Source organism: Gammaproteobacteria bacterium (genome assembly GCA_035279405.1).
In the GTDB taxonomy this organism is placed as follows: Bacteria; Pseudomonadota; Gammaproteobacteria; order Natronospirales; family REEB76; genus REEB76.
Genome location: DATEHU010000033.1, coordinates 197,068 through 223,669, shown reverse-complemented (window position 1 = coordinate 223,669; position 26,602 = coordinate 197,068). Strand labels below are relative to the sequence as shown.

General features: G+C 62.9%; 22 protein-coding genes. 16 read left to right on the top strand and 6 right to left on the bottom strand.

Annotated elements, in window-relative coordinates; genetic code table 11:
• Positions 1–190: 190 nt before the first annotated feature.
• From VJR90_07605 to VJR90_07585, 5 genes are all read left to right on the top strand, one after another.
• Positions 191–1,324, top strand: coding sequence for an ABC transporter permease (locus VJR90_07605; protein ID HKV97333.1), 1,134 nt, complete (start codon positions 191–193; stop codon positions 1,322–1,324).
• Positions 1,321–2,103, top strand: coding sequence for an ATP-binding cassette domain-containing protein (locus tag VJR90_07600; protein ID HKV97332.1), 783 nt, complete (start codon positions 1,321–1,323; stop codon positions 2,101–2,103). Before VJR90_07605 ends, VJR90_07600 begins: the two co-directional genes overlap by 4 nt.
• On the top strand, positions 2,096–2,971 hold the full coding sequence (locus VJR90_07595; GenBank protein ID HKV97331.1) for an MlaD family protein: 876 nt from the start codon (positions 2,096–2,098) through the stop codon (positions 2,969–2,971). The genes VJR90_07600 and VJR90_07595 overlap by 8 nt, the downstream gene beginning before the upstream one ends.
• The gene (locus tag VJR90_07590; GenBank protein ID HKV97330.1) at positions 2,968–3,537 is read left to right on the top strand and encodes an ABC-type transport auxiliary lipoprotein family protein; all 570 of its coding nucleotides are present in this window, start codon (positions 2,968–2,970) and stop codon (positions 3,535–3,537) included. The genes VJR90_07595 and VJR90_07590 overlap by 4 nt, the downstream gene beginning before the upstream one ends.
• A gap of 106 nt (positions 3,538–3,643) precedes the next feature.
• Positions 3,644–6,823 carry a hypothetical protein gene (locus VJR90_07585; GenBank protein HKV97329.1) on the top strand — a complete coding sequence of 1,060 codons (3,180 nt, stop codon included), beginning with the start codon at positions 3,644–3,646 and terminating at the stop codon, positions 6,821–6,823.
• 76 nt (positions 6,824–6,899) lie between these two features.
• Here the strand turns inward: VJR90_07585 and VJR90_07580 are convergent, their stop codons facing one another.
• The 4 genes from VJR90_07580 to VJR90_07565 all read right to left on the bottom strand — a co-directional run bounded on the left by VJR90_07580 (position 6,900) and on the right by VJR90_07565 (position 12,182).
• Positions 6,900–7,583, bottom strand: a complete 684-nt coding sequence (locus VJR90_07580; protein HKV97328.1) for a hypothetical protein — start codon at positions 7,581–7,583, stop codon at positions 6,900–6,902.
• A gap of 55 nt (positions 7,584–7,638) precedes the next feature.
• On the bottom strand, positions 7,639–9,012 hold the full coding sequence (locus VJR90_07575) for an FAD/NAD(P)-binding protein (GenBank protein HKV97327.1): 1,374 nt from the start codon (positions 9,010–9,012) through the stop codon (positions 7,639–7,641).
• 143 nt (positions 9,013–9,155) lie between these two features.
• Positions 9,156–10,547, bottom strand: coding sequence for a sigma-54 dependent transcriptional regulator (locus tag VJR90_07570; protein HKV97326.1), 1,392 nt, complete (start codon positions 10,545–10,547; stop codon positions 9,156–9,158).
• The gene (locus VJR90_07565; protein ID HKV97325.1) at positions 10,548–12,182 is read right to left on the bottom strand and encodes an ATP-binding protein; all 1,635 of its coding nucleotides are present in this window, start codon (positions 12,180–12,182) and stop codon (positions 10,548–10,550) included.
• A gap of 80 nt (positions 12,183–12,262) precedes the next feature.
• Between VJR90_07565 and sucC the strand changes: the two genes are divergently transcribed.
• The 3 genes from sucC (at position 12,263) to VJR90_07550 (ending at position 16,252) form a co-directional block, all read left to right on the top strand.
• Positions 12,263–13,429 (top strand): ADP-forming succinate--CoA ligase subunit beta, encoded by a 1,167-nt coding sequence (gene sucC, locus VJR90_07560; GenBank protein ID HKV97324.1) that lies wholly within the window; start codon positions 12,263–12,265, stop codon positions 13,427–13,429.
• A gap of 130 nt (positions 13,430–13,559) precedes the next feature.
• Positions 13,560–14,552: a succinate--CoA ligase subunit alpha gene (gene sucD / locus VJR90_07555; GenBank protein ID HKV97323.1), complete on the top strand. Its 993-nt coding sequence runs from the start codon at positions 13,560–13,562 to the stop codon at positions 14,550–14,552.
• Positions 14,553–14,626: 74 nt separating this feature from the next.
• Positions 14,627–16,252, top strand: coding sequence for an NAD+ synthase (locus VJR90_07550; protein HKV97322.1), 1,626 nt, complete (start codon positions 14,627–14,629; stop codon positions 16,250–16,252).
• Between the two features lie 84 nt (positions 16,253–16,336).
• Here VJR90_07550 and VJR90_07545 read toward each other — a convergent pair whose 3' ends face one another.
• Entirely contained in the window at positions 16,337–17,104 is a 768-nt protein-coding gene (locus VJR90_07545; protein HKV97321.1) for an outer membrane protein assembly factor BamD, read from the bottom strand.
• Between the two features lie 75 nt (positions 17,105–17,179).
• Here VJR90_07545 and rluD point away from each other — a divergent pair, with 75 nt between their 5' ends.
• The 8 genes from rluD (at position 17,180) to VJR90_07505 (ending at position 24,568) form a co-directional block, all read left to right on the top strand.
• Positions 17,180–18,163 (top strand): 23S rRNA pseudouridine(1911/1915/1917) synthase RluD, encoded by a 984-nt coding sequence (gene rluD / locus VJR90_07540; GenBank protein ID HKV97320.1) that lies wholly within the window; start codon positions 17,180–17,182, stop codon positions 18,161–18,163.
• Positions 18,153–18,950: a peptidoglycan editing factor PgeF gene (gene pgeF / locus VJR90_07535; protein ID HKV97319.1), complete on the top strand. Its 798-nt coding sequence runs from the start codon at positions 18,153–18,155 to the stop codon at positions 18,948–18,950. The genes rluD and pgeF overlap by 11 nt, the downstream gene beginning before the upstream one ends.
• Positions 18,951–19,084: 134 nt before the next feature.
• Positions 19,085–21,691: an ATP-dependent chaperone ClpB gene (gene clpB, locus VJR90_07530; GenBank protein ID HKV97318.1), complete on the top strand. Its 2,607-nt coding sequence runs from the start codon at positions 19,085–19,087 to the stop codon at positions 21,689–21,691.
• A gap of 65 nt (positions 21,692–21,756) precedes the next feature.
• Positions 21,757–21,969, top strand: coding sequence for a type II toxin-antitoxin system HicB family antitoxin (locus VJR90_07525; GenBank protein ID HKV97317.1), 213 nt, complete (start codon positions 21,757–21,759; stop codon positions 21,967–21,969).
• Positions 21,966–22,151, top strand: coding sequence for a type II toxin-antitoxin system HicA family toxin (locus VJR90_07520; GenBank protein ID HKV97316.1), 186 nt, complete (start codon positions 21,966–21,968; stop codon positions 22,149–22,151). Before VJR90_07525 ends, VJR90_07520 begins: the two co-directional genes overlap by 4 nt.
• A gap of 94 nt (positions 22,152–22,245) precedes the next feature.
• Positions 22,246–23,004 (top strand): ABC transporter ATP-binding protein, encoded by a 759-nt coding sequence (locus VJR90_07515; GenBank protein HKV97315.1) that lies wholly within the window; start codon positions 22,246–22,248, stop codon positions 23,002–23,004.
• The gene (locus VJR90_07510; GenBank protein ID HKV97314.1) at positions 22,997–23,803 is read left to right on the top strand and encodes an ABC transporter permease; all 807 of its coding nucleotides are present in this window, start codon (positions 22,997–22,999) and stop codon (positions 23,801–23,803) included. Before VJR90_07515 ends, VJR90_07510 begins: the two co-directional genes overlap by 8 nt.
• Before the next feature lie 36 nt (positions 23,804–23,839).
• Positions 23,840–24,568, top strand: coding sequence for a glutathione S-transferase (locus VJR90_07505; GenBank protein HKV97313.1), 729 nt, complete (start codon positions 23,840–23,842; stop codon positions 24,566–24,568).
• A 33-nt stretch (positions 24,569–24,601) separates the two neighbouring features.
• Here the strand turns inward: VJR90_07505 and VJR90_07500 are convergent, their stop codons facing one another.
• The gene (locus tag VJR90_07500; protein HKV97312.1) at positions 24,602–26,509 is read right to left on the bottom strand and encodes a M61 family peptidase; all 1,908 of its coding nucleotides are present in this window, start codon (positions 26,507–26,509) and stop codon (positions 24,602–24,604) included.
• Between the last annotated feature and the right edge of the window lie 93 nt (positions 26,510–26,602).

The window sequence follows — 26,602 nt, the reverse complement described above, 5'->3', positions numbered from 1 at the left end:
GCTGTGCACAGCCTCGAATTTATTTCTCGGCACGGGCGCGACGTGGCGTGGACATAAGGCATGAGAGCGGCAAGGTCTTGCGGGCCTTGGTGTTCTTGGTCCCGCGGCCGGCTGTCGTGGCGCATCCACCGGCGGGCCGCACCGTCGGCTGAGGTGCCGGCCTGCATTCCGTCCACAACTGGAGGGGCGCTTGGCAAACAGCGAATCCGCGATCCCCGCGTTTCGTGTGGCGCGCGATGCCGGTGAAGCGCCCCGAGTGACGCTCACCGGCCAGTGGACTCTGCGCGGCCTGGCGCGCCGCGCCGATTTGCTCGGCGACGAGCTGCGACCTTACGCGCGCGATCCCGAAGTGCACTGGGATTTGACCCGCATCCAGGCCATGGACAGCGTGGGCGCGTTCGTACTGTGGCAGATCAACGAGCGACGTCCGCCGGCGCATCTGCAGGTGCAGCCACAGCATGCTGCGCTGTTCCAGCGCTGGGCCGAACGGCGCGTGGCCACGGCCGATGAGCACCATGTGCGGCGTCCGGCCTTCGCGGATACGCTGGCTGCGGTCGGTTTCGCCGCGACCGACCACCTCGCCAGCTTCATCAGCCTTATCGGCCAGTTCATCCTGGACTTGGCTTATCTGGTCGCGCGTCCCTCGCGTATCCCATGGCGGGAAATCTCCGGCACTATTTACAACGCCGGCGCGCGCGCTCTTGGCGTGATGACCGTCATCGGGCTGCTGCTCGGCGTGGTGGTGAGCTACATGGGCGGCCTGTCGTTGCAGACCTACGGCGCGCAGGGTTTCATCGTCAATATCCTGGGCCTCAGTATCGTGCGCCACCTGAGCCCAGTATTCACCGCGCTGCTGGTCGCGGGCCGCTCCGGTTCGGCCATGACCGCGGAACTCGGCGTGATGCGTGTCACCGAGGAGCTGGACGCGCTCTCCGCCATGGGCATCTCGCACAGCCTGCGTCTGGTGCTGCCCAAGATCATCGCGCTCACGCTGGTGATGCCGCTGCTGGTGATCTGGACCGACGTGGTCGCGCTGGCTGGCGGAGTGTGGGCGGCGCATGCGGCTTTTGACATCAGCTATGCGCACTTTTTCTACAGCCTGCCGCACGTGGTGACACCGGTGAGCTTCTGGCTGAGCATCGGCAAGAGCGCGGTGTTCGGCTGGGTGATCGCACTCATCGCCTGCGAGTACGGGCTGCGTGTGAAGCCCAACACCGAGAGCCTGAGCGCCGAGACCACCAATTCGGTGGTGACCGCGATCACGGTGGTAATCGTGCTCGATGGCATCTTCGCGGTGATCTTCAAACACGCGGGGCTGCTGTGAACGCCGAGTGCGTCGTGCGTCTCGAACACGTAGGCACGCGCTTCGGCGCGCAGGTGGTGCACCACGACATCAATTTGTGCGTGTACCGCGGCAAGATCCTGGGCCTCGCGGGCAGTTCTGGTAGCGGCAAGACCACGCTGCTGCGCGAGATGATCGGCCTGCAGCGCCCCAGCGAGGGACAGGTGTGGTTGTTTGACGAACGCCTTGACCGCGTGGGTGCCGAGGAACTCGCGCGATTGCACCGTCGCTGCGGCATCCTGTTCCAGAACGGTGCGCTGTTCAGCGCGCTCAACGTGTTCGACAACATCGCGTTCCCGCTGCGCGAATCGCGGCTGGCGGACGAGACGCTCATTCGCCAGCTGGTGTACCTGAAATTGGCGATGGTGGACCTGGAGCCGGACGTGGCCGCGCGTCTGCCGTCGGAACTTTCCGGCGGCATGGTGAAGCGCGTGGCGTTGGCACGCGCGCTGGCTCTGGAGCCCGAACTGCTGTTCCTGGATGAACCGGCTTCCGGTCTGGATCCGATCACCGCGCAGGACTTCGTCGAACTGCTCGGTGCGCTGCACAACGAGCTGGGCTTCACCGTGGTCATGGTCACCCACGACCTCGACCTGATACGCGACCTGTGCGATCACGTGGCGGTGCTGGTGGACGCGCAACTGGCCGCCTGGGGGTCGCCCGACAGTCTGCTGCAGTCCGAACATCCTTACGTGCGCCGTTTCTTCCACGGCGCACGTGGCCGGCGGGTGTTCGCCGCTGCGGAGGCCGCGCATGAATAACCGTGCTTATGCGTTGATCACCGGCATCTTCGTCCTCGCACTGGGTGCGGCCATCGTCGCCACTGCCATCTGGCTCACCGGTACGCGGGTCGCGACCAAACCCTACATCATCGCCACCACCGGCAGTGTGGCGGGCTTGGCTCCGCACTCCACGGTGTTTTTTCGCGGCCTGGCCGCGGGGCGCGTGAACAGCGTGCGCTTTGATCCAGACGATCCGCGCCGCATCCTGATCCACATCGAAGTGGATGCCGGCATACCGGTGACGCGCGACACCTACGCGGTGTTCCGGTTGCAGGGCCTGACCGGTGCCTCGCTGCTGGATCTGGAAACCAGCGGCACGAGCCGCGAGCTGCTCGCGACCTCGGCGCAGTCACCGGCCCATATTCCCCTGCATGCCTCGCTGCTGGATGAACTCGGCACTACCGCGCCGCAGCTCATGGGCCAGTTGCAGACGCTGCTCGGCGCGCTCAATCAGTTGCTGAACACCGATAACCGCGCGCACGTGGCGCGCCTGCTGGCGCAGGCGGACACGGCCAGCATAGCGCTCACCAGACTGGCGAACGACCTCGACGCCGAAACCCGGCGCCTGCCCGCGCTTACCGGCCAGATGCAGGCCACGCTGGCGCAGCTCGACCGGCTAACGGCCAATCTTGATCAATTGACGGTCACCGCGCGCGCGGCCGGCCAGCAAGTCAATGCCGAAACCCTGCCGCGGCTGAACGCTACGCTCAGCCGAATTTCCGCCGCCTCGGACGAGATCCGCCGGCTCGCCGCCAGCCTGCGCAAGAATCCGCAGCAGGTGCTGTCGGGGCCGCAGCCAACGCCGCCCGGCCCCGGCGAGGCCGGTTACAAAGGACCGCCGCCATGAAAACTCCGTTTTATGCTCTCGCCGCCACGCTGCTTGCGGGCTGCAGTCTGCTGCCCAAGCCGGCGCCGCCGCCCGCAATGCACGACTTCGGTCCGGCAACGAGCGTGCCGGCCGCAACCGTCGTTCCGGCGGAAGCGATGGTAAGCGCGCCGGCATGGCTCGACGGTAGCGCGATTTATTACCGCCTGCTTTACAGCGAACCGACCGAGCTGCGCGCCTATGCAGACAATCGCTGGCTCGCACCGCCCGCCGAGCTGCTGCAGGCGCGCCTGCAAGCGGCCATCGCCGGCGGCCGCCCCGGCGGCTACAGATTGCACGTGAACCTGCTGGCTTTCGAGCAGGACTTTGCCAGTGCCCAGTCCGCGCAGATCAGCGTGCGCGCCGTGGCGGAATTGCAGAGCCTGGCGAGCGGCGCGACCGTAGCGCGGCGTCTTTTCGCGGTGAGCGTGCCCGTCACTCCGGACGTGCAAGGTGCGGTGCAGGGCGCGTCACGTGCCGCGGACGAGTTGCTGGCGCAATTGCTGCAGTGGACGCAAGCACAGCTCGCCGGCGCGAATCGGAAATAGGCTGCAACCCGATGATGTTATTGCGGTCAAAAGTGACCGTTGGCCGGCTTTATTTTTTAACACCCCCCCCGCGTGTGCGGGCAATTCCATTCGAGAGGAGAGCGTCATGCTGCGTAATCCACATTCAATGCGGCCGCGCTGGCTGATCGCGAGTTTGCTGGGCATGCTGTTCCTCAACGCATCCGCGTTTGCGGCCACCGCGCTCGCACCGCTGTACTCGCAACTGCACTGGCGCGAGCTGGGACCGTTCCGCGGCGGCTGGTCCACGATGGCAGTGGGCGTGCCCTCCGAGCCAAACGTGTTTTACTTCGGCGGCGCCGACGGCGGCGTGTGGAAAACCACCGACGCCGGCCTGACCTGGCATGCGCTGATGCAGCACGCGGGTTCAATCTCGGTGGGCGCGCTCGCCATTGCGCCTTCCAATCCCGAGGTGATTTACGTGGGCACCGGCCAGGTGGCGACGCGCTACGACGTGGTGGATGGCGACGGCATGTATCGCTCCGCGGACGGCGGTAAAAGCTGGACACACATCGGGCTCGAGGATACGCGCCACATTGGTCGCATCTGGATCGATCCGGACAACCCGGATGTGCTTCTGGTTGCGGCGCTCGGCCATTATTTCGGGCCCAATGCCGAGCGCGGCGTGTTCCGCACCACGGACGGCGGCCAGCACTGGCAGAAGGTGCTGTTCGTGGACGACGACACCGGCGCGGTGGACCTCGCGGCCGACGACGCCCACCCCGACGTGATCTTCGCCGCCACCTGGCAGGCGCGCCAGTATCCGTGGCTTGCCTATTACAAGCCGCAGTCCGGGCCCGGCAGCGGCATCTGGAAATCCACCGACGCGGGCCGCACCTGGACGCGGCTCGGCGGTCACGGCCTGCCGGCGGGCCCGCTGGGACGCATCGGACTCGCAGTCGCGCCCGGCACCCGCGACCAGCGCGTGTACGCCATCGTAGATGCATCCAAAGCGCGCGGCCTGTACCGCTCCGACGACGGCGGCGCGAATTGGCAATATCTCGGCCACGCCGATCTCGCGAACAGCTACTTCGATCGCATCACCGTGGACCCGAAAAATCCCGACGTGCTCTACGTGATGAACCGCTCAGTGGCGCAGAGCCGCGACGGCGGCAAGACCTTCACGTGGTTAAAAGGCGCGCCGGGCGGCGACGATTACCACTTCATGTGGATCAATCCTGAAAACGACCACTACATGATTGTCGCGAGCGATCAGGGCACGAGCGTGAGCGTGGATGGCGGTGCGCACTGGTCAAGCTGGTACAACCAGCCAACCGGCCAGTTCTACCACGTCACCACCGACAATCGCTTCCCGTACCGCGTGTACAGCGGCCAGCAGGATAGCGGCACGGTCGAGACCAAGAGCCGCAGCGACTACGGCGAAATCACGTTCCGCGACTGGCAACCGGTGGGCGGCGATGAGCGCAGCTACGTGGTGCCCGACCGCGAAGATCCGAATATCGTGTACGTCGGCGGCCTGGGCGGGCACGTGTCGCGCTTCGATGCGCGCACCGGACTGGTGCAGAATATCTCGGCCTGGCCGATTTCGCATTACGGCGAGCGGCCCACGCACACGAAGTACCGCTACAACTGGTTTTATCCGGTGGTCACCGATCGGCACAAGCCGCACACTTTGTATCTCGGTGCACAGGTGCTGTTCGAGAGCGATGACGGCGGTATGTATTGGCGCATCATCAGCCCCGACCTGAGCGGCGCCGATCCCAAGGCCGCGAGCAACTGCGAGAGCGATGACCTCACGCTTCCCGAAGCGCGCGCCTGCGGCTACGGCGAGATCTTCAGCATCGCACCCTCGCCGGCGAAAGCGGGCGAAATCTGGGTGGGAACGGACGATGGCCTCATCCGGCTCACGCGCGACGGCGGCCAGCACTGGCAGAACGTCACGCCGCCCGATCTGCCGCTCTGGGGCCGGGTCAACCAGATTGACGCCTCGCCCAGCGATCCCGCAACCGCATACGCGGCGGTGGACACCCATCGCTGGGATAACCCAGGTGTTTATATCTACCGCACCCACGACTACGGCCGCAGCTGGACGAAAATCGTGAACGGCATTCCCGCCGGCCAGTACGTGTACGTGGTGCGTGAAGATGCGGTGAATCCGCAACTCCTGTACGCCGGCACCAATGTCGGTGTGTACGTGTCCTTCGACGACGGCGGCGACTGGCAGCCCTTGCAGTTGAACCTGCCGAACGTGCGAGTGCGCGATCTTACGGTGCATGGTGATGATTTGATCGCCGCCACCCAGGGCCGCGCGCTCTGGGTAATGGACGACGTCACGCCGCTGCGCCAGGCGAGTGCGGCGCTGCTGGCGCAAAGCGCGTACCTTTTCAAGCCGGCGGATGCGATCCGCGTGCGCAACGACAACAACAAGGACACGCCGTTGCCGCCGGAAATCCCCGCGGCACGCAATCCGCCTGCGGGGGCGGTGATTGACTACTGGCTGGGCCCGGACACGCATGGCCCGGTGACGCTGGAAATCTACGACAGCCAAGGCAAGCCGGTACGCGAATACGTCAGCAATGCGCCATCGCCCACGCTCAAGACCGAGCCGCAGTATTTCGCGGACGGCTGGCTGTCGCGGCCGGAATCGCTTGCGGCCCAACCGGGCGCACACCGTTTCGTCTGGGACCTGCGCTACCCCCGGCCGGATTCGCTGGGGTACAGCTATGGCATAAATGCTATCTATGGCGTGGGGACTTCCGTGGTCCCGCGCGGTCCGCTGGTATTGCCGGGCCGTTACAGCGTGAAGCTTACGGTCAACGGTCGCAGTTACGTTCAGCCGCTCGTGGTGACGCTCGATCCGCGCGTGCATCCCGTCGGTGATGCGCTGCGGAAGCAGCTGGCACTGGCATTGCAACTCGGCAAGGCCATGCACGTTACCGCGGCGGCCTACAACGATCTTGGGCAACTGCACGCACAACTGACGGCGCTGTCGAAGCAACTGGCCGACAAGCCCACGCAAGCGGTATTGCTGTCGTCAGTCAATTCACTCGATCTCAAGATTGTGGCGTTGCAATCCAAGACGGCGCACGAGCGCAATTTCGCGACGATCAATGCCCGGCTGACGGGCCTCGCCACGCAGATCAACGACGGCGACCGTGCGCCACCGGCCTCCTACGTGCAGGCTTTCAACCAGTTTGACGGTTACGCCCATGCGGCACTCAAGGAATGGCTTGGCATTCAGGCCAACGAAGTACCGGCACTCAACCGCAAACTTGTGCAACAGGGACTGACGCCGCTGAAGATATAGCGATCTGTGTTGATTGCACCAAAGCAAACGCCCGGTTGGAGCCGGGCGTTTGCATTTGACCGCAGGCCGGTCGGGATCAGCCGGAATTCACCACGCGTTTCAGACAGGCCAGAATCTGCTCGCTCATGGTATCGGCGTCGTCCTGCGTCTTGGCCGGCTTCATGACGTTGGGGCAATTGTATTTCTTGGCGTACGGCTTGAAGGCCGGCTGGGCTACCTGATCGCGGGCTTTGTCCAGCCAGGCGTACTGATACGACAAGGCGGTGCGGTAGTCGCTCTCGGCGGCTTTCAAATCGTTGGGCAGCGCCTTGACCTGCTGGTTGTAGGCGGTCGCCTTGGCGATGAAATCTTTTTCACGTGTATTGAGCGTGGCCGGTTTGTTTTTTAGATCGTCTGATTCCTGTTGCAGTGCAGTATGCTGTGCATTGCAGGCTTTAACCTGGTCGTCCGTCTTTGCGGTGCTGCACTGCTGCTTGTATGCGGTAGCCTTCTGGTTGTAATCGGTCACTTGCTGTTTGAAGGCGGCAATATCGGCCTGCAATTTGGTGTTTTCCGTCTGAATCTGCGTGCCCTCGGCCTGCAGCGCAGTGTTCTTCTGGGTGATGCCTTCCAGCGTAGCCTTGGAGTTCTTGACCTTGGCCATGGCGGATTCGCCCTGGCTGATGAGATCCATCACCGACTCGGCGCCCCACGCGGTGGCCAGTGCACCGGCCAGGCCCAGCGCCAATGACAATGTGACAATGCGTAATGTAGTCTTCATTGACAACCTCATGTAAATGAATCTAAGTGGCTCATTGTAGGGGCAATGCCCGCCATCACCAAGCTCCAGCCAATCGGTTGGCCAGCCTGAGCGCCGCCACCCGCAGTTCCGGTACGGCGGTGCATTCCCAGTCGCGGGCGCGCAGCAAGGGCCCGGTATAGTGGATAACGCGCGAGGCTTGTCCCGCGTTGTCAAGCAGCGCACCCTCGGCGTCGGTGGCCACTCCCAGTCCCAGCGGGTCCGCTGTCAGCAGTCCGCCAGCCAACAAGGTTCGGATCAGTGGGTCGGTGAGGTGATCAAGCCGAGTCTCGGGGCCAGTACAGTTGATTATTGCCGCCCCGCGCCAGCATTCCGTATGGCTTTTGCCACGCGGCCGCCAGTTCACCTGGATGCCGTCTGCAGCCGGACGCAGCTCCAGCAGCCGGCCCGTGCGTACCGTGAGCATGCCCTTGGTCAGCAGTTGTGAGAGCTGCCGAGCAGCGACCGGCGCCGTGCGATGGCGATGGACGTCCCAATAAGCCTGCAAATGGCGCAGGAAACGCTGGCGCTCAATCCCCGGCAGTGCCTGCCACAAAGCCGGCGTTATCGGCCGGAGCGCGCCAATCACATCACGCCAATCGCGGCCGTGGTGCGCGTGCTCTTCAATCATGGTGCGCACCGTGTGCAGGTAAGCACGCACGCTCGCCACATCAGAAAACAAGGCAGCGGGAAGATTGAGTTGCGGCATTTCCGGCAAAGTGCGGTGGGCTTGCGGCAAGAGACCGTGGCGCGACAGCGCAAACAGTGTTCCCCGACAACCGCGCTGTTCCAGGTCCAGGGCCACGTCCATCATGGTCAGGCCGGTGCCGAGCAGCAGCACCGGCTGCTGCAGCGGTATATGGCCGAGCGCGTCCGGCGCCCAGGGGTCACGCACATAACCAGCGCTTGCAAACACGCCATGATCCGGTACCGGAGGATTGGCCGGAGGATAGTGGCCGACCGCCAGCACCACGCGATCGGCCTGCAAGCTCCGGCCATCCGAAAAATCCAGAACCGCAGCATCATGCTGCAACCGCAATGCAGTTATTTCACCGGTCATCACCGCAAGCTGTGCCTTGTCCGCCGCGGCCGCGGCCTGATCGAGGCGCGTGTGCAGGTATTCGCCGTACAGACTGCGGCGCACGAAATCCGATGCCGTGATCGAGGCGTCCGTAATGCGTGCAAACTCCAAAAAATCGTCTTCACGGTCAGGGAACAGACTCATGCGTCCCGCCGGCACATTCAGCCAATGCGCAGGCGAGTGCGTGCCGTAGGCCACGCCACGCGCGAGATTCGCATGGCGATTGATAAGCGTCACCTTGAATGGTTTTTGACCGTAGCGCGTGAGCAAATGAATGGCAGTGGCGGCGCCACTGAAACCGGCGCCGATGATGGCAATCTTCTTGTTCATTTTGAAATTGTACTGAAACTTCACATTCTCGCGCTGCTGCGCAGGAGTGAGCCTGGCGCAGCCTCTACCCTCAACCGTTCTTCAACAGCAGGAACCTGCTTCAAAAGTCTGTGGCCGCAGAGCGGTCCAAGATACTTTTGGCTTCAGTCCAGGCCCAGCTTCTTTATGCGGTAGCGCAGTTGGCGGAAGCTCATGCCCAGCAGCTTTGCGGCCGCGGTTTTGTTGTAGCGGGTTTGTTCCAGGGCCTTGCGGATGGCCTCTTTCTCGATTTCCCCTAGTTGTTCGCCGAGCGGCGCATTGCGCTCGTCCACATCCTCGGACACATCGTCAGGCTCCGCAGCGGCTGACATTTCCGGCCGCAGTGCGGTTGCGGGGTCCGGGCTGCGCCGCAGGTGGATGTCGGATGTGCGGATTACATTATCTTCGGCCAGCGTCAGCGCCCGCTCCAGGATGTTCTCGAGTTCGCGCACGTTGCCGGGGAAAGAGTAGCTTTGCAGGAATGCCAGCGCCTCCGGCGCCAGTTGCACCGGCGGGCGGCCGTGGACGCGTGCCAGGCGCTCGAGAATATGCTCTGCCAGCAGACCGATGTCGTCGATGCGCTCGCGCAATGCCGGCACATGCAGCTCTATAACGTTGATTCGGTAATAAAGATCCTCGCGGAACTTCCCATTGTGCACAAGGTCGGCCAGCGAGCGGTGCGTAGCCGAAAGGGTGCGCACATCCACGCCAATTTCCTTGGCGGCGCCCACCGGGCGCACGGCCTTTTCCTGGATGACGCGCAACAGCTTCACCTGCATGTGCAGCGGCAGATCGGCCACCTCGTCCAGAAACAGGGTGCCGCCCTGGGCGGCCTGGAACAGCCCTTCCTTGTCGGCCACCGCACCGGTGAAACTGCCCTTCTTGTGACCGAAGAATTCGCTTTCCATGAGTTCGGTGGGGATTGCGCCGCAGTTCACCCCCACGAACGCGTGATCGGCGCGCGGGCCGTTCTCGTGGATCAGCCGTGCCACCAGTTCCTTGCCGGTGCCGGATTCGCCGCTGATGTGTACCGGCGCCTGGCTGCGTGCGAGTTTGGCGATCATGGTGCGCACCTGCTCGATGGCCTGCGATTGGCCGAAGAGCCGGGTCGCGCCGCGCGCACCGGCAGCTTCGCGGTTGTGGCGGAGCTTGAGCGCGGTGGTGACCACCTTGCGCAGATAAGCGATATCCAGCGGCTTGGACACGAAATCAAAAGCGCCGTTTTTGAGCGCCTCAACCGCGGTATCCATGCTGCCGTGCGCGGTAATCACTGCCACCGGCACCTGTGCCATGTGCTGCTGGATGTAGGCGACCAGTTCCAGTCCGCTGCCGTCCGGCAACCGCATGTCGGTCAGGCAAAGGTCGATGGGCCGCGACTGCATGGCCGTGCGTGCCGCGGCCAGGTTGGCGGCGGTGACGACGTCCACGTCCATGCGCTCCAGCGTCATCTGCAGGAGTTCGCAGATGGCAGGCTCGTCGTCAACCACCAGCGCCAGAGGTTTGCCGTCGGGTGACACTTACGCGAGCCAGCCTTGCTGCGGGGCGAACAGAATGCGGAAGCAACTGCCGCCCTCGGGGCGTTGCTCGTACACCAGGCGCGCATGATTGCATTCGCAAAGTTCCCGGGCGATGAACAGGCCCAGGCCGGTGCCGCGCGGGCTGGACGTATAGAACGGTTCGAAGATATGCTCGGCAATGTCGTTGGGCACGCCAGTGCCGCGGTCCATGATGGCAAATTCCGTGCCGCCGGGCGTGCTCAGCGGGCTGATGCGGTACTCGATGAGTGGCCCGCCGAAGGATTTTACCGGCCGCCCGTAGCGCAGGGCATTTTCCGACAGGTTCCAGGCGATCTGGTACAGGTGCCCGGGATCCACGCGTACCCGGACTTCCTTGCCGCCGTCGATGCGCACCGCCAGTGCTTGGCCTTCCAGTCCATGACGTTCGCGGAATTCCCCAACGAAGTCACGCAACCAGTGTTCCAATTCGAGCTCCTGGGTGCGCGTGGCTTCGCGGCGCGAAAGCTGCAGAATGGTCTCCACCATGTTTTCCATGCGTTTCGCGTGCTCGGCGATGATTTCCGTCAGCCGGCGATCATCACTCTGCAGTTTGGCGGATTCCGCGAGCAATTGGTTGGCATGGCTGATGGCGGCCAACGGGTTGCGGATTTCGTGCGCGATGCTGCCCGTGAGGCGCCCGAGTGCGGCGAGCTTCATCTGTCGCACGCGTTCGGTGATCTCGCTGGCATCCTCGAGGAAAATCAGCGTGCCCGCATCGCGTGCGGGTGCGAGGTGGGTGAAATAGGGAATGACAGGCTTGCCGTTCTCGTTGGTGAAAGTCTTCGGCCGTTCCTGGTCTCCCGCGCGCCAGCTGGCGAGTTCCTGCTGCAGCTGTGGCGACAGCTCGGACAGCCGATGGCCCTGCCCGCTGCGCCGGGAAAGATTCGCCAGCGCGGCTTCATTGGTCAGTCGCACTTCACCGGTTTCGTCCACCACCAGCACGCCGGTGCGCATGTGGTGAATGATGTAATCGTTGAGCTGCGCCAGGTTTTGCAGGTCCACGCCGCGTTGCACGGCGAGCGCCTCGCTCTCGCGCAGCCGCCGTCCGAGGTACGCGCCGGAAATCGCAGCCACGAACAGCACCACGCCGGTGAGTGCTCCCTGAACGTAGCCCGCCTCCGTAGCTGGGCCGTGCAGGACCAGATAGGTGTTGTCGGCGAGAATCAGCACGGTGGCCACGGCCGCATAGCCCATGCCAACCCGCCAGGGCATGAGCACCGTATTGGCAACGATCGACACGAACAACAACACGCCCAGGCCGCTCACCGGTCCGCCACTGGCGTGCATCAAGATAACCACCGCGATGGTGTCCACCATCAACTGGATCTGTGCCTGCAGCGCATACCCCGGCCAGCGCTTGCGGAGGCTGAGCGCCGTGAGCAAGGCGTAAACCAGATAAGCGATTCCGGTCCAGAGGAACAGCCCGGGATTCTGCGTACCGAGAAGCGCGGCCGGTCCGGTGGCCGATACCGCGATGATCAGGACCGCGACCAGCAAGTGGTAGACATTCAACAAACGCAACAAGCGCCACGGCAAGGCATGGGTGGCATTAGTCGTCGTCACGGTGTCGGTACCGGTCAGCGATATCTGGTTCATTGTGAAAGTCCGCCTTTGCGAACTGCGGCTGTTTGCCTCAAAATACCCGCCCTCACCCGTCGCATTCCACGTGTTGCATCATGAACCTGCACGAGTATCAGGCCAAACGGCTGTTTGCAGCATACGATATTCCGGTCCCGAATGGCCGCCCGGCCACAACGCCCGATGCGGCCGCCGCCGCCGCGCGCGATCTGGGCGGTTCGCTGTGGGTAGTCAAGGCGCAGGTGCATGCCGGCGGCCGTGGCAAGGCCGGAGGTGTGAAGCTCTGCCGCAGCCACGATGAGGTGCGCGCCGCGGCCGCGGCCATGCTCGGACAGCGCCTCACGACCCACCAGACCGGGCCGGCGGGGTTGCCCATCAATACGGTACTGGTCGAGTCGGGCTCGGACATCGAGCGCGAATTGTATCTCTCGGTGCTCGTGGACCGGGCGCGCGAACAGGTGGTATTCATGGCGTCCGCGGCGGGCGGCATGGAGATCGAGGAAGTCGCGGCCAGGACTCCGGAGAAGATTTTCCGCGTGTGGGTGCATCCGGCCGCGGGCGTGCAGCCGCATCAGGTGCGGGACCTGGCGTTCGGACTTGGCCTCGGGCAAAAGGAACAACTGGCCGCGTTCGGCAAGATCGTGAATGGTCTGTACCGGCTGTTCATGGAGAAGGACGCGAGCCTGGTGGAGGTCAACCCGCTGATCGTGACCACCGCCGGCAGGGTGCTGGCGCTGGATGCGAAGGTAAATCTCGACGACAACGCGCTTTACCGGCAGCCGGAATTGGCGGCCATGCGCGACGTTTCGCAGGAGGATGCACGCGAGAGCGAAGCGCGCCAGCATGAACTGAACTACGTATCCTTGGACGGCAATATCGCCTGCATGGTGAATGGCGCCGGTCTGGCCATGGCGACCATGGACATCATCAAGCTGCATGGCGGCCGACCGGCGAATTTTCTGGACGTCGGCGGCGGCGCCACCACAGAGCGCGTGACTGTGGCCTTCAAGCTGATTCTGTCCAACCGGAGTGTCAAGGCGATTCTGGTCAATATCTTCGGCGGCATCGTGCGCTGCGATCTGATCGCCGAGGGCATCATCGCCGCGGTCAAGGACGTAGGCGTGCGGGTGCCGGTGGTGGTGCGCCTTGAGGGCACCAATGTCGAGCAGGGCAAGGCGCTGCTCGCCAAGAGCGGTCTGGCGATCACGCCCGCGAATGACCTGACCGATGCCGCCCGGAAAGTCGTAGCTTCAGTGCAGGCCTGATTTCGTGTGGGAGCAAGAATATTGTGGGAGCGGCGATATTCGCCGCGATCTTCGGAGCGACATCGCGACGGGGACCGTCGCTCCTACGAAGATCGTTCCCACGATGAAACTTTATTCTGAGGATTGACGGATGAGCATTCTTGTCAACAAAAAGACCAAAGTCATCTGCCAGGGATTTACAGGCAGGCAAGGCACCTTTCACAGCCAACAGGCTCTCGCCTACGGCACGAAACTGGTCGGCGGCGTGACTCCCGGTCGCGGCGGCGAGCAGCACCTGAACTTGCCGGTATTCAACACCGTGCAGCATGCGGTACAGCAGACCGGCGCCGAGGCCAGCATGATCTACGTGCCGGCGCCGTTTGCCGCCGACGCCATCCTGGAAGCCGCCGATGCCGGTATCAAGGTAATCGTGTGTATCACCGAGGGCATCCCGGTCACCGACATGATCAAGGTCAAGGCCGCGATCCGCGGCAGGGATTGCGTGCTCATCGGACCGAATTGTCCCGGCATCATCACCCCCGGCGAGTGCAAGATCGGCATCATGCCGGGCCACATTCACCAGCGCGGCCGTGTCGGCATCGTGTCGCGCTCCGGTACCCTGACCTATGAAGCCGTGTTCCAGACCACCAATCTGCGTCTGGGACAATCCACCTGCGTCGGCATCGGCGGCGATCCGGTGCACGGCATGAGTTTCATTGACGTGATCGCGCGCTTTAACGCCGACCCGCAGACCGAAGGCATTCTCATGGTGGGCGAGATTGGCGGCTCCGACGAGGAAGCGGCGGCGGAATACATCCATAAGCATGTGCGCAAGCCGGTGGTCGCGTACATCGCGGGGGTGACTGCTCCGCCCGGCAAGCGCATGGGCCATGCCGGCGCCATCGTGTCGGGCGGCAAAGGCACCGCGCAGGCCAAGTTTGAAACGCTGGAAGCGGCAGGCGTCCGGACCGTGCATTCGCCGGCGGAACTGGGCAGCGCCATGGCGGCGCTGCTCAAGGGTAAGCATGCGAAGGCGTCGCGAAAATCCGCGAAACAATCCAGATCTGCGAATCACACCGGGAAATCCGGGCGCACGGCGGTAACCAGAAAAGCGGCGGCCAAGCGCCGGCGCGTGCGCCGTTGAGAAACGGTACGGCGATCCGTGTACGGTGAAATCCCCGCCACTGGCGGGGATTTTGCTTGTGAGAAAATAATCACATGAGCAACGCATTTCGCATCGTCATGGCCCAGCTGAACCTGCTGGTGGGCGACGTGCCCGGCAACCTGCAGAAAGTCATGCAGGCCGCAAATCGCAGCCGCGACGAAATGCACGCACAGCTTGTGGTGTATCCCGAACTCACGCTTACCGGCTATCCACCGGAAGACCTGCTGTTCCATTCCGCCCTGCGTCGCGAAGTGGAGCAGGGTGTCGAGCGTCTGCTGCGTGAAGTGCGCGGCATCGACATGCTGGTGGGTTATCCGCTGTACGAGGGCGGCCGCATATACAACGTGACGAGCGTCATCGCGGGCGGCGTGCTGCGCGCCACCTACCGCAAGCGCGAATTGCCGAATTACAGTGTGTTCGACGAAAAGCGCTATTTCACTCCCGGGGAGGCGCCCGCGCTGGTGGATTTCGGGGGCACCCCGCTGGGCCTCAACGTGTGCGAGGACATCTGGCACGCGGGACCGCCGGCAGAAGCAGTGCAAGCCGGCGCGCGCCTGCTGTTGATTCCCAACGCTTCGCCCTTCGAACTCGGCAAGCAGCGTCAGCGCGAGGAGGAACTGCGCCGGCGCGCACGCGCAGCCGGCGTGCCGCTGATGTACGTGAACCTGGTTGGCGGTCAGGACGAGCTGGTATTTGACGGCGGCTCGCTGGTGGTGAATCCGGACGGCTGTGTGGCCGTGCGCGCACCGAATTTCGAAGCAGGCCTGTATCCGGTGGATTTCGAGACCCACGCCGGCCAGGTGCAGGCCCTGGCGGGCAACGTGCACTCTGATGAGAGCGAGGAACAAAGCGTGTACCGCGCCATCGTGATGGGCGTGTGCGACTATGCCGCGAAAAACAGATTCACGGGTGCCATAGTCGGATTGTCGGGTGGCATTGATTCGGCATTGACGCTGGCGCTGGCGGTGGACGCCCTGGGCAAGGAAAACATCACCGCCGTGATGATGCCGTCACGCCATACCTCGAAACTCAGCGTGGATGAATCCGTGCACCAAGCCCAACTGCTGGGCGTGGAATATCACAGCATTTCCATCGAGTCCGCGTTCGCGGCATTCCTGCAGGCACTCAAACCGGTGATCGGCGGCAGGGCCGACGACGTGGCCGCGCAGAACCTGCAGGCGCGCTGCCGTGGTGTGTTGCTCATGGCGCTGTCCAACAAGACGGGCCGGCTGTTGCTCACCACCGGCAACAAGAGCGAGACCGCGGTGGGCTACGCCACGCTCTACGGCGACATGGCCGGCGGTTTCGCGCCGATCAAGGACGTGACCAAGACCTGGGTGTACCGCCTGGCGCGCTACCGCAATAGCCTGTCCGCGGCGATCCCCGATGCGGTGATCGAGCGTGTGCCGACGGCGGAACTCGCGCCCGGCCAAAAGGACAGCGACAATCTGCCGCCGTACGCTATTCTCGATCCGATTCTCGGCGCTTACGTGGAAGACGATAAAACCGTGGCGGAAATCGTGGCGCTCGGCTACGACGAGACTGTGGTCAAACGCGTGGTGAAGATGGTGCAGTCTGCCGAGTACAAGCGCCGCCAGTCGCCGCCCGGGGTGCGTGTGAGCCGCCGCGCCTTCGGCCGCGACCGGCGCTATCCCATCACTTCAGGCTATCACCGCTGAATACAGAGAGAACCGGATGCTGTGTACGCATGCCGGGTGCAAACCTCTAGAATCACTCGGCACACGATACTCAGCATCCGATATTCATGCCGGCGCGTGTGGTTTGTAGTTTGGATCGGCGCCCGGGAAACTCAATTGCAGGATTTTGCGCGCGCTATCCGCCAGATCCGTGAGGCCGAGGCGGTTATAGGCGGTGTACAGGATCTTCAAGGCGTCCTCGACCCGCGGACTCTCGGGATAGTTCCTGACAATCGTATCCGCGCGCTGCACCGCGGAGATCCAGGCGCCGCGGCGCATGTAGTAATCGGCCAACGCCCATTGGTAATCCGCCAGCCGGTCGCGCAGGTACAGCAGGCGCTGGCGTGCATCCGCGGCGTATTTGGTGTCGGGGAATTTCTGCAGCAGCAGCTGAAAGGCCTGGAAGGATTTCTGGGCATTGGACGGGTCACGCTGATAGATATCGTGGCGGAACAGGCGCATGAACGGACCCGGGGCCTCGTCGAAATACGCCACGCCTTTCATGTAATAGGCGTAATCCACATCGGCATGGCGCGGGTGCTCGCGGATGAAGCGGTCCGCGGCATCTTCTGCTGCGTCGTAATTCTTGTCCATGTAGTTGGCGTAGATCAGATCCATCTGCGCCTGGGTGCCGTAATCATTGAACGGGAAACGCGCTTCCATGGTCTGCAGGCGACTGATGGCAGTCTTGTAATTGCCGGCCGCGAGGTTGGCTTGTATGCTCTTGTACAAGGCCTCGGGTGCCAGGTACTGATCCTTGGATTGCTGGCTGGCGCAGGCCGCAAGCAGCAGCGCTGCGGCTAAACAGCTGAATAAACCCGGGCGAAACCGCATGTGGGAATCAATCCTGAGGCAGGCTGAAAGCGTGTGCTGGTCAGTATATCGTAACCACTGCAGTACTGCGTACCGATGAATCCCGGCGTGCGCCCGTCCGCCATCAAGGAGGCCCTGGTTCCCGCAAACTTGGCGGGACTGCGCCTGGATCAAGCACTCGCCCAGATGTTTCCCGAATATTCCCGCAGCCGCCTGACACAATGGATCAAGGACGGCCGCGTGCTGCTGGACGAACGCGTGCCGCGACCGCGCGATTCGGTGGTCGGCGGCCAGCGCCTGCGCCTGATGGTCGTGGAAGAGCCGCTCGTGGAACTCCAGCCACAGGCTTTGCCCCTGGAGATCGTGCACGCGGACGCCAGCCTGATCGTGGTCAACAAGCCGGCGGGCCTGGTGGTGCATCCGGGCGCCGGCAATCCCGCCGGCACGCTGCAGAACGCACTGCTGCATTACGCGCCGGAGCTGATCAACGTGCCGCGCTGCGGATTGGTGCATCGCCTCGACAAGGACACTTCGGGCCTGCTGGCGGTGGCACGTACGCTGGAAGCGCACACCAAACTGGTGGCGGCGCTCGCGGCCCGGGATTTCGAGCGCGAATATGAGGCCGTGGCCGTGGGCGTCATGACCGGAGGCGGCACCGTGGACGCGCCCATCGCGCGCCACCATGTGGATCGCAAGCGCATGAGCGTGCGCGAAGGCGGGCGCGCGGCCGTGACCCATTACCGCGTGATCCAGCGCTTCCGCGCGCATACGCACGTATCGGTGCGACTGGAAACCGGGCGCACACATCAGATCCGCGTGCACCTGGCGCATATCCATCATCCGCTGGTCGGCGATCCGGTGTACGGCCGGCGGCTCGCGATTCCCGCCGATGCCACCTTGTCCCTGCAGGAAGCATTGCGCAGCTTCAAACGCCAGGCGCTGCATGCACGCCGCCTCGGCCTTGCGCATCCGCAGAGCGGCGAATTGCTGCGCTGGGAAGCACCGTTGCCGGATGACATGCAGCAGTTGCTGCAGGCGCTGGATCTCGACTTGCGGCGTGAGCCCGGACATGGCCACTGACTGGATTGCACCCGACTGGCCCGCGCCCGCGAACGTGCGCGCGGTCAGCACCACACGCAGCGGCGGCGTGAGCCGCGGTGCGTATGCTTCCTTCAATCTTGGCACGCACGTTGGGGACGATCCGCGCGCCGTGGCCGAAAACCGGTTGCAGTTGCGAACCGAGCTGCGTTTGCCGCGTGAACCGTACTGGCTTGCGCAGGTGCACGGTGCACAGGTCACGACCATCGGACATTTTGATAATCCCCTCTCGCCCACGAATGTGGGGGACAGGGTTGGAGTGAGGGTGGGCAAAGCGGCGGAGGAGACCACTGCCGATGCTGCGATCACAAGATCCACCCGTGAGGTGTGCGCAATTATGACGGCTGACTGTCTGCCGGTGTTGTTGTGCGACCGCACCGGTAAAACTGTGGCCGCCGTACATTGCGGCTGGCGCGGCCTGGCTGCGGGCATTCTTGAAAACACGCTTGCGGCAATGCGCACACCGCCTACCGAGATCCTTGCCTGGCTCGGTCCGGCCATCGGACCCGAGGCGTATGAAGTCGGCGATGAAGTGCGCGCGGCATTGACCAAAGCCCATCCCGAAGCCGATCAGGCATTCGAGCCTCGGGCCGGCGGCAAATGGCTATGCGATCTTTGCCTGATCGCGAGCCAGCGGCTGCGGCGCGCTAGCGTGACCCATATTTATGGCGGCGGGTTCTGTACGTATTCGGAACGTGAACGCTTCTTTTCCTACCGCCGTGACGGAGAATGCGGTCGCATGGCAAGCCTAATTTGGCTGACTGCATAGTCCTCTCTTCCCTTGTGGAGAGAGGCTAGAGTAAGGTGCGAGGAAGTGCGGGATGAGGCGGTGCGAAGTGTTGAAAATTACACACCCACCCCCATCTCAAGCCTAATCCAAGCCTCTGTTCACAGGGGGTTTTTGTGCGCCTCGACAAGCTCACCAGCAAATTCCAGATGGCCTTGGCCGATGCCCAGTCGCTGGCCGTGGGCCGCGACCATGCCTATATCGAACCGCTGCACCTGATGCTGGCGCTGCTCGATCAGGAAGGTGGAAGCGCACGGCCCATCTTGGCCAAGGCCGGCGCAAATCTCAATCGCCTGCGCTCGCAGCTCGAAACCGCATTGGATCGCCTGCCCGAAGTGCACGGTGCCGAGGGCCAGGTGCAGGTGTCGGCCGATCTCAACCGGCTGCTCAACGTCACCGACAAGCTGGCGCAGAAGCGCAAGGACCAGTTCATTTCGAGCGAGCTGTTCCTGCTCGCAGCCCTGGACGACAAGGGTGCGCTCGGCGAAGCATTGCGTGACGCGGGCGCCATCAGGGCGGCGGTCGAGAAGGCCATCGAGGAACTGCGCGGCGGTCAGCAGGTCAATGACGCCGGCGCCGAAGACCAGCGCCAGGCACTCGAAAAATACACCATAGATCTCACCGCGCGCGCCGAGCAGGGCAAGCTCGACCCGGTCATCGGCCGCGACGACGAAATCCGCCGCACCATCCAGGTGCTGCAGCGGCGCACCAAGAACAATCCCGTGCTCATCGGTGAGCCGGGCGTCGGCAAGACCGCGATCGTGGAAGGTCTGGCGCAGCGCATCGTCAACGGCGAAGTACCCGAAGGCCTCAAGAACAAGCGCGTGTTGACTCTCGACATGGGTGCGCTGATCGCGGGCGCCAAGTTCCGCGGCGAGTTCGAAGAGCGCCTCAAGGCGGTACTCAAGGACATCGCCAAGGCCGAGGGTCAGATCATCCTGTTCATTGATGAGATTCACACTGTCGTGGGCGCCGGCAAGGCCGAGGGCTCCATGGACGCGGGCAACATGCTGAAGCCCGCTCTCGCGCGCGGCGACTTGCACTGCGTGGGCGCCACCACGCTCGATGAATACCGCCAGTACATCGAGAAGGACGCAGCTCTGGAACGGCGTTTCCAGAAGGTGCTGGTGGATCAACCGAGCGTCGAGGACACGATTGCGATTCTGCGCGGCCTGAAGGAGCGCTACGAAGTGCACCACGGCGTCGAGATCACCGATCCCGCGATTGTCGCGGCCGCGACGCTGTCCTACCGCTACATTACCGACCGGCAATTGCCGGACAAGGCCATTGACCTGATTGACGAGGCGGCCTCGCGCATTCGCATGGAAATTGATTCCAAGCCGGAGGCGATGGACAAACTCGACCGGCGGCTGATTCAGCTTAAGATCGAACGCGAGGCGCTCAAGAAGGAAAAGGATGAGGCTTCGAAGAAACGCCGCGCCACGCTGGAAGAGGAAATCCAGAAGCTGGAGCGTGAGTATTCGGACCTCGAAGAAATCTGGAAGGCTGAGAAAGCTGCGGTGCAGGGCGCCGCGCAGATCAAGGAATCGCTGGAGAAAGCACGCACCGATCTCGAGAGCGCGCGCCGCGCCGGCGATCTCGGACGTATGTCGGAGCTGCAGTACGGTCGCATCCCGGAGCTCGAAAAGAAGCTCGCGCAGGCGGGCACGAAGGAAAACCAGCCGACGCGGCTGCTGCGCAACAAGGTCACCGCCGAGGAAATCGCCGAGGTGGTGTCGCGCTGGACCGGCATTCCGGTGTCCAAGATGCTGGAAGGCGAGAAGGAAAAGCTGCTGCGCATGGAAGACGCGCTCAAGACGCGCGTGGTCGGGCAGGATGAGGCGGTGCGCGCGGTGTCGAACGCCATCCGCCGTTCGCGCGCCGGGCTGTCCGATCCCAACCGGCCGTCCGGTTCGTTCCTGTTCCTCGGGCCGACCGGCGTCGGCAAGACCGAACTTACCAAAGCGCTCGCCTGGTTCCTGTTCGACAGCGAAGAGGCCATGGTGCGCGTGGACATGAGCGAGTTCATGGAGAAGCACTCGGTGGCGCGGCTGATCGGCGCACCGCCGGGCTACGTGGGCTACGAGGAGGGCGGCTACCTCACCGAAGCGGTGCGCCGCCGGCCCTATTCGGTGATCCTGCTGGACGAGGTGGAAAAGGCGCACCCCGACGTGTTCAACGTGCTCCTGCAGGTGCTGGACGACGGGCGGTTGACCGACGGCCAGGGCCGAACCGTGAATTTCAAGAACACCGTGATCGTGATGACTTCAAATCTCGGGTCGCAGGTGATTCAGGAAATGAGTGGTGAGGAGAATTATCAGAAGATGAAAGATGCGGTCATGGAAATCGTGGTGCAGCATTTCCGGCCCGAGTTCCTGAACCGCATTGACGAGAGCGTGGTATTCCATTCGCTCGGCAAGGACCAGATTCGCGCCATCGCGCACATCCAGATCGCGCAGTTGCAGCAGCGCCTCGCGGAGCGCGACATCGGCCTGGACGTGAGCGACAAGGCGCTCGATCGGCTCGGCAACGCTGGTTACGATCCGGTATACGGCGCCCGGCCGCTGAAGCGCGCCATCCAGGTGTATCTGGAGAATCCGCTGGCGCAGAAGATTCTGTCCGGGGAATTCGGTGCCGGTGATGTCGTCAAGGTGGACGCACGAGATATCGGTCTCGAGCTCAGCAAAGCCAAATCGAATAAAGCCAAAGCCGCAAACGCTTGAAGAAGCTACCGCATTTAACGGTCATGGAGTAAAGTGTAAGAGTGCCAACAGCGAGTACACACGCAATGCAAACAAGCTATACCGCCGTCATCAAGCAAAATTGTCCGTGGTGGATCGGCTGGGTCGAGGAAGTGCCCGGCGTGAACTGCCAGGAAGCTAGTCGAGAGGAATTGCTGGAGTCGCTGCGCACTACACTCGCTGAAGCCACCGAAATGAACCGCGAAGAAGCACGCCGCGCCGCCGGCAAAGGTTATGAGGAACTTTCCATCCCGATATGAAACGTCGCGATCTTCTTCGGCACCTTTCCGCGCACGGATGCGCGCTGCTGAGAGAGGGCGCGAAACATTCCTGGTGGCAGAATTCCAGCCTCGGCCGGCGCAGTGCCGTGCCGCGTCATTCCGAGATTAACGAGTATCTTGCCCGTAAAATCTGCAGTGACCCGGGCGTTCCGGAACCGTAACTTACGGCGGTAGCCGCGCATCCCTGGGGTGCAGTGCTAACTTGGCGGATATGGCGCGGCGGCTGTATCAACGGCCTTTCCTACCCGAGTTTCCATGATGTCCGATGCGGTACTCTCGGTCAGCGATCTAAGCAAGCGCTACGGCGAGTCGCCAGCCGTGAGCGGTGTGAGCTTTACCGTCGAGCGCAATGAAATCGTCGGGCTGCTCGGTCCGAATGGCGCGGGCAAAACCACCACCATCAACATGATTCTCGGGGTGCTCGCTCCGAGCGCCGGTCGTATCCTCATAGATGGCGTGGACGTAGCGCGGCGGCGGCGCGAGGCGCTGGCGCGCACCAACTTCGCGGCGGTGTATGCACCGCTACCTGGTAATCTCACGGTTTATCAGAATCTGCGTATTTTCGGTCTGATTTATGCGGTCGCCGATTTGCGCCAACGCATCGAAGCACTGCTCGATCAGTTCCGCTTGCGCGAGCTGCGCAACGTGAAATGCGGCGTGCTGTCCTCCGGTGAACAAACGCGCGTGCAGCTCGCCAAGGCAATGCTCAACCGTCCCAACCTGCTGCTGCTCGACGAACCCACCGCATCACTGGATCCATCCACGGCGCAGGAAACCCGCGGATTCATTCGCGACTTCGTCCGCCGCGAAGCCAGCGGCGTGCTCTGGACTTCGCACAACATGTACGAGGTGGAAGAGGTCTGCGACCGGGTACTGTTCCTGTCGCATGGCCGGATTTTGCTCGAGGGCGATCCGCGCAGCCTGCCGCGGCAGCACGGCCGGCGCAGTCTCGAGGAATTGTTCATTGCCCTGGCGCGCGAACCGCTGGCGCCCAAGGTACCCGAGCATGCCTAGTTTCAAGCCTGTCGCCGCCATAGTGTTGCGCCAGTATTACCTGATGCGCGGCAGTGCTGCGCGCGTGGTACCGCTGTTCGCCTGGGTGACGGTGGACATCGTGCTCTGGGGGTTCATCACCCGTTACCTCAACGAAGTTTCCCATGCCGGGTTCAATTTCGTGCCGGCGCTGCTGGGCGCGGTGCTGCTCTGGGATTTTCTGACGCGCGTCATGCAAGGCGTCACCATGGCATTCTTCGAGGACGTATGGTCGCGCAATTTCCTCAACATCTTTGCCACGCCGCTGTCACTGGGCGAATATCTCACCGGCCTCGTGACCAGCAGCGTTGCCACCAGCGCCGTGGGACTGGTGGTCATGGTGTTGATGGCCACGCTGGCCTTCGGTCTGTCTTTTTTTGTCTATGGCCTGATGTTCGTGCCGTTCCTGCTGATTTTGTTCCTGTCCGGCATCGCACTGGGGATTCTCGGTTGCGCGCTGGTGCTGAGACTCGGCCCGGCGGCGGAATGGTTCGTATGGCCGATACCGGCTCTGATTTCGCCGTTCGCCGGCGTGTTCTATCCGCTCTCGGTGCTGCCCGCGTGGATGCACGCGATTTCCTGGCTGCTGCCGCCGTCTTACGTGTTCGAAGGCATGCGCGCGCTGGTGGCGCACAAGGAGTTTTCGCCGGGATTGCTGGCGCTCGGCGGCGGGCTTGCTGTGATCTACGTGCTGCTGGCCGGTTGGATATTCTCGCGCGTGTATCAGCGCGCAGTGCGTACCGGCCTGATTGCGCGTTACAGCGCGGAGACAGTCAACTGAAAATCATTTACGCAGTGATGTGCCGAGGAGTCGGTCATGACTTATGAACTGTATTACTGGCCGGGCATCCAGGGACGCGGCGAGTTCGTGCGCCTGGCGCTGGAGGAGGCCGGCGTGCCGTACGTGGATGTGGCGAAAGACAGCGGTGGCGAAGAAGCTGCTACAAAAAAGCTGCTCAATATTCTGGCCGATCGGGAACTTGCCCAACCGCCCTTCGCGCCGCCGGTGCTCAAAGCCGGCGAGCTGGTGATTGCGCAAACCACCAACATTCTGCTGTACTTGGGTGCGCGTCACGGCCTCGCACCGAATGACGAAGCGGGTCGGCTGTGGACCCACCAGTTACAGCTCACCATCACCGACTGGGTGGTGGAAGTGCATGACACCCATCATCCGCTCGGACCCACGGAATATTACGAGGATCAGAAACCCGAAGCAGGCAGGCGTGGCAAGCTGTTTCTGCAACACCGCCTGCCGAAATTCCTTGGTTACTTCGAGAAAGTGTTGCAGCGCAATCCGGCGGGCAACGAATTCCTGGTGGGCGGGGCGCTCACCTATGCGGACTTGTCGCTGTTTCAGATGATCGCGGGTCTGCGCTACGCCTTTCCACATGCCATGCGCAAGCATGAATCTCAGTATCCGGCAGTGATGGTATTACACGAGCGTGTGTCACAGCGGTCGCGCATCGCCGCCTATCTGGCTTCGGACCGGCGCCTGCCATTTAACGAGGGCGGTCTGTTCCGCCACTATCCGGAGCTGGACAAATGATGCCCCGCTGCGGAGAGCGGGGCGCCAATGTATTTACATGCCTGCCCCGGCATGCGGCGCCATGATCTTGGCGAGCATGTCGGGGATGCCGGGGATGCGCATCAAGTGCGGATAACGCGGACCGCCGTGATAATCCACGCTATAGGTTTTGTACCAGCCGTTCTGTTCCACAATGAAAGTCGTGGGCGCAGTTTCATGCTCGGCTTGTTTTAACTCATAGGCGAGTGTTTCGGGGGTGTAGCTTTGACCGTCCACCGCCTGGAGCTTCATGCCCGGCGCCATGCCGGCCTGCCAGGCAGGTGAACCCTCGCGCACACCGTAGATGGTACCGTCCTTGCCGATCGTCAAGCCGTAAGTAAGCCACTGGTCATCGTTGTGGAATTGCTTGCTGGCGGCTTGCATGAAGGTGTTGGGCTTGTCGTTGTACACCAGCTTCCAGCCGGCGCGCGCCAGCTCGGCGGTGGGCGGCAGGTCCGCGATTTCGTATACGTGTTTCTGGAAGAAGGCGTGCCAGTCGTAGGGTACGACTTCGTTGAGCAGGTTCTCGATGTCCGCGCGCGTATACGTCTTGGTGATCGGCCCGGTGTCCGGCGGACCGGCGTACAGGTGCAGGAAGGTATCCAATGATTTTTCATCGCGGGTTTTTTCGCGGATGATGGTGTCCACGTCCAGCCACAGCAGCTCGCCTTCGGTGTAGAAATCGTCGGCGGTGCGGCGGATCTCGCGGTAGGCGCCGCGCGCCTGGTAGAGGTACGGCGCGGCCGTGGTGGTGTCAATCAGCGGCTCGGTCTTGCGGCCCGGTTCGTTGGCCATCTGGCTGTAAATCCACGCGAGGTATTCCGGATAGTCGGAAGGCTTGCGGATACCCATGCGGAAGGAAAGCAGGTCGCCAAGGTACTGATTCATGCCTTCGTACACCCACAGCAGCTCGGTGTGTTCGGGCATCTGGAAGTTCGGCTGCCAAAGGTCAAACGGCCGGCGGTACTTGCCGTTCCACGAATGCGAGAACTCGTGGGTGAGCAGGTCGCCCGACAGCAGTTGTTCGTCGGGGTTAGTCATGAAATCGTCCGGCGCGCGGTCGTCGCTGGATTGGTGATGCTCGATGCCCTGGAAACCGACGGCGTTGGAGAGCGCAAGCAGCGAGTGGTACACGTTCCAGTGGCGCGCGCCGTAAAGCGCCAGCGCTTCCGGTGCCATGCGCTTGTATTTCGCAATCAGCGAGTCTGGAATGTCCAAGTCCTGAGGTTTGTCGGCGAAGATATCGAGCATCTGATAGGCGTTGCCGCTGCGCCAGAGTTCGATGTGCTTGTAATAGATGCCGGCGTCGAGCGGCGAGTCCACCAGCATGTTGAGCGGCACCTCGCCGAAATCCACACGCTCGCCAACCTGATGCGGAGCGGGCAGGGCGGTGCCGTAGCTCCAGCCCTTGGGCAGGATGATGCTCGGTTTGAAAAAGACATCCTTTGCGTTGGTGTCGTTCTGATAAAAGAGCGCACGGTTCCAGTTGAGGATGAACAGGTTGGGTGTGGCCATCACGTCGCCCGGCGCGTTCATCAGCACCGTGAATTGCACAATGAGCTTCGATACGCCTGCCGGCACGTCCACATGAAAGGCGTACATGTCCACCTGGTCGCGACGCCAGGTGAGCGGCTGCCCGTTCGCCGATACCTTGAGCTGCGAGATGTCGTTGAGCGGACCGGTCGGGCCGTGTTCGCCCGGCACCCACTTGGGATATACGAAAGTGAACGGTCCGGGCCTGACCGGAATGGTCATGGTCGAGATCATCAGGCCGCGACCGGCGTCGCGCGCATCCAGCACCAGGGTTTCAGGGTTGTCCCGGGTGGCATAGGACACGGCATTGGCATTCGGCTCGGCCGCCAGTGCACTGAGGCATAGTGCGGTGAGACCCAGGCCCAATAGAGGCAGGCAGAGAAGTTTCATAAAGACCCCCGTTATGGAACGACGACATGCCCTGCCGCATGCGGCGGGGCAATCCACCCGGTTCGACCGCGGAACTCAGGCCGAGTTCACGCG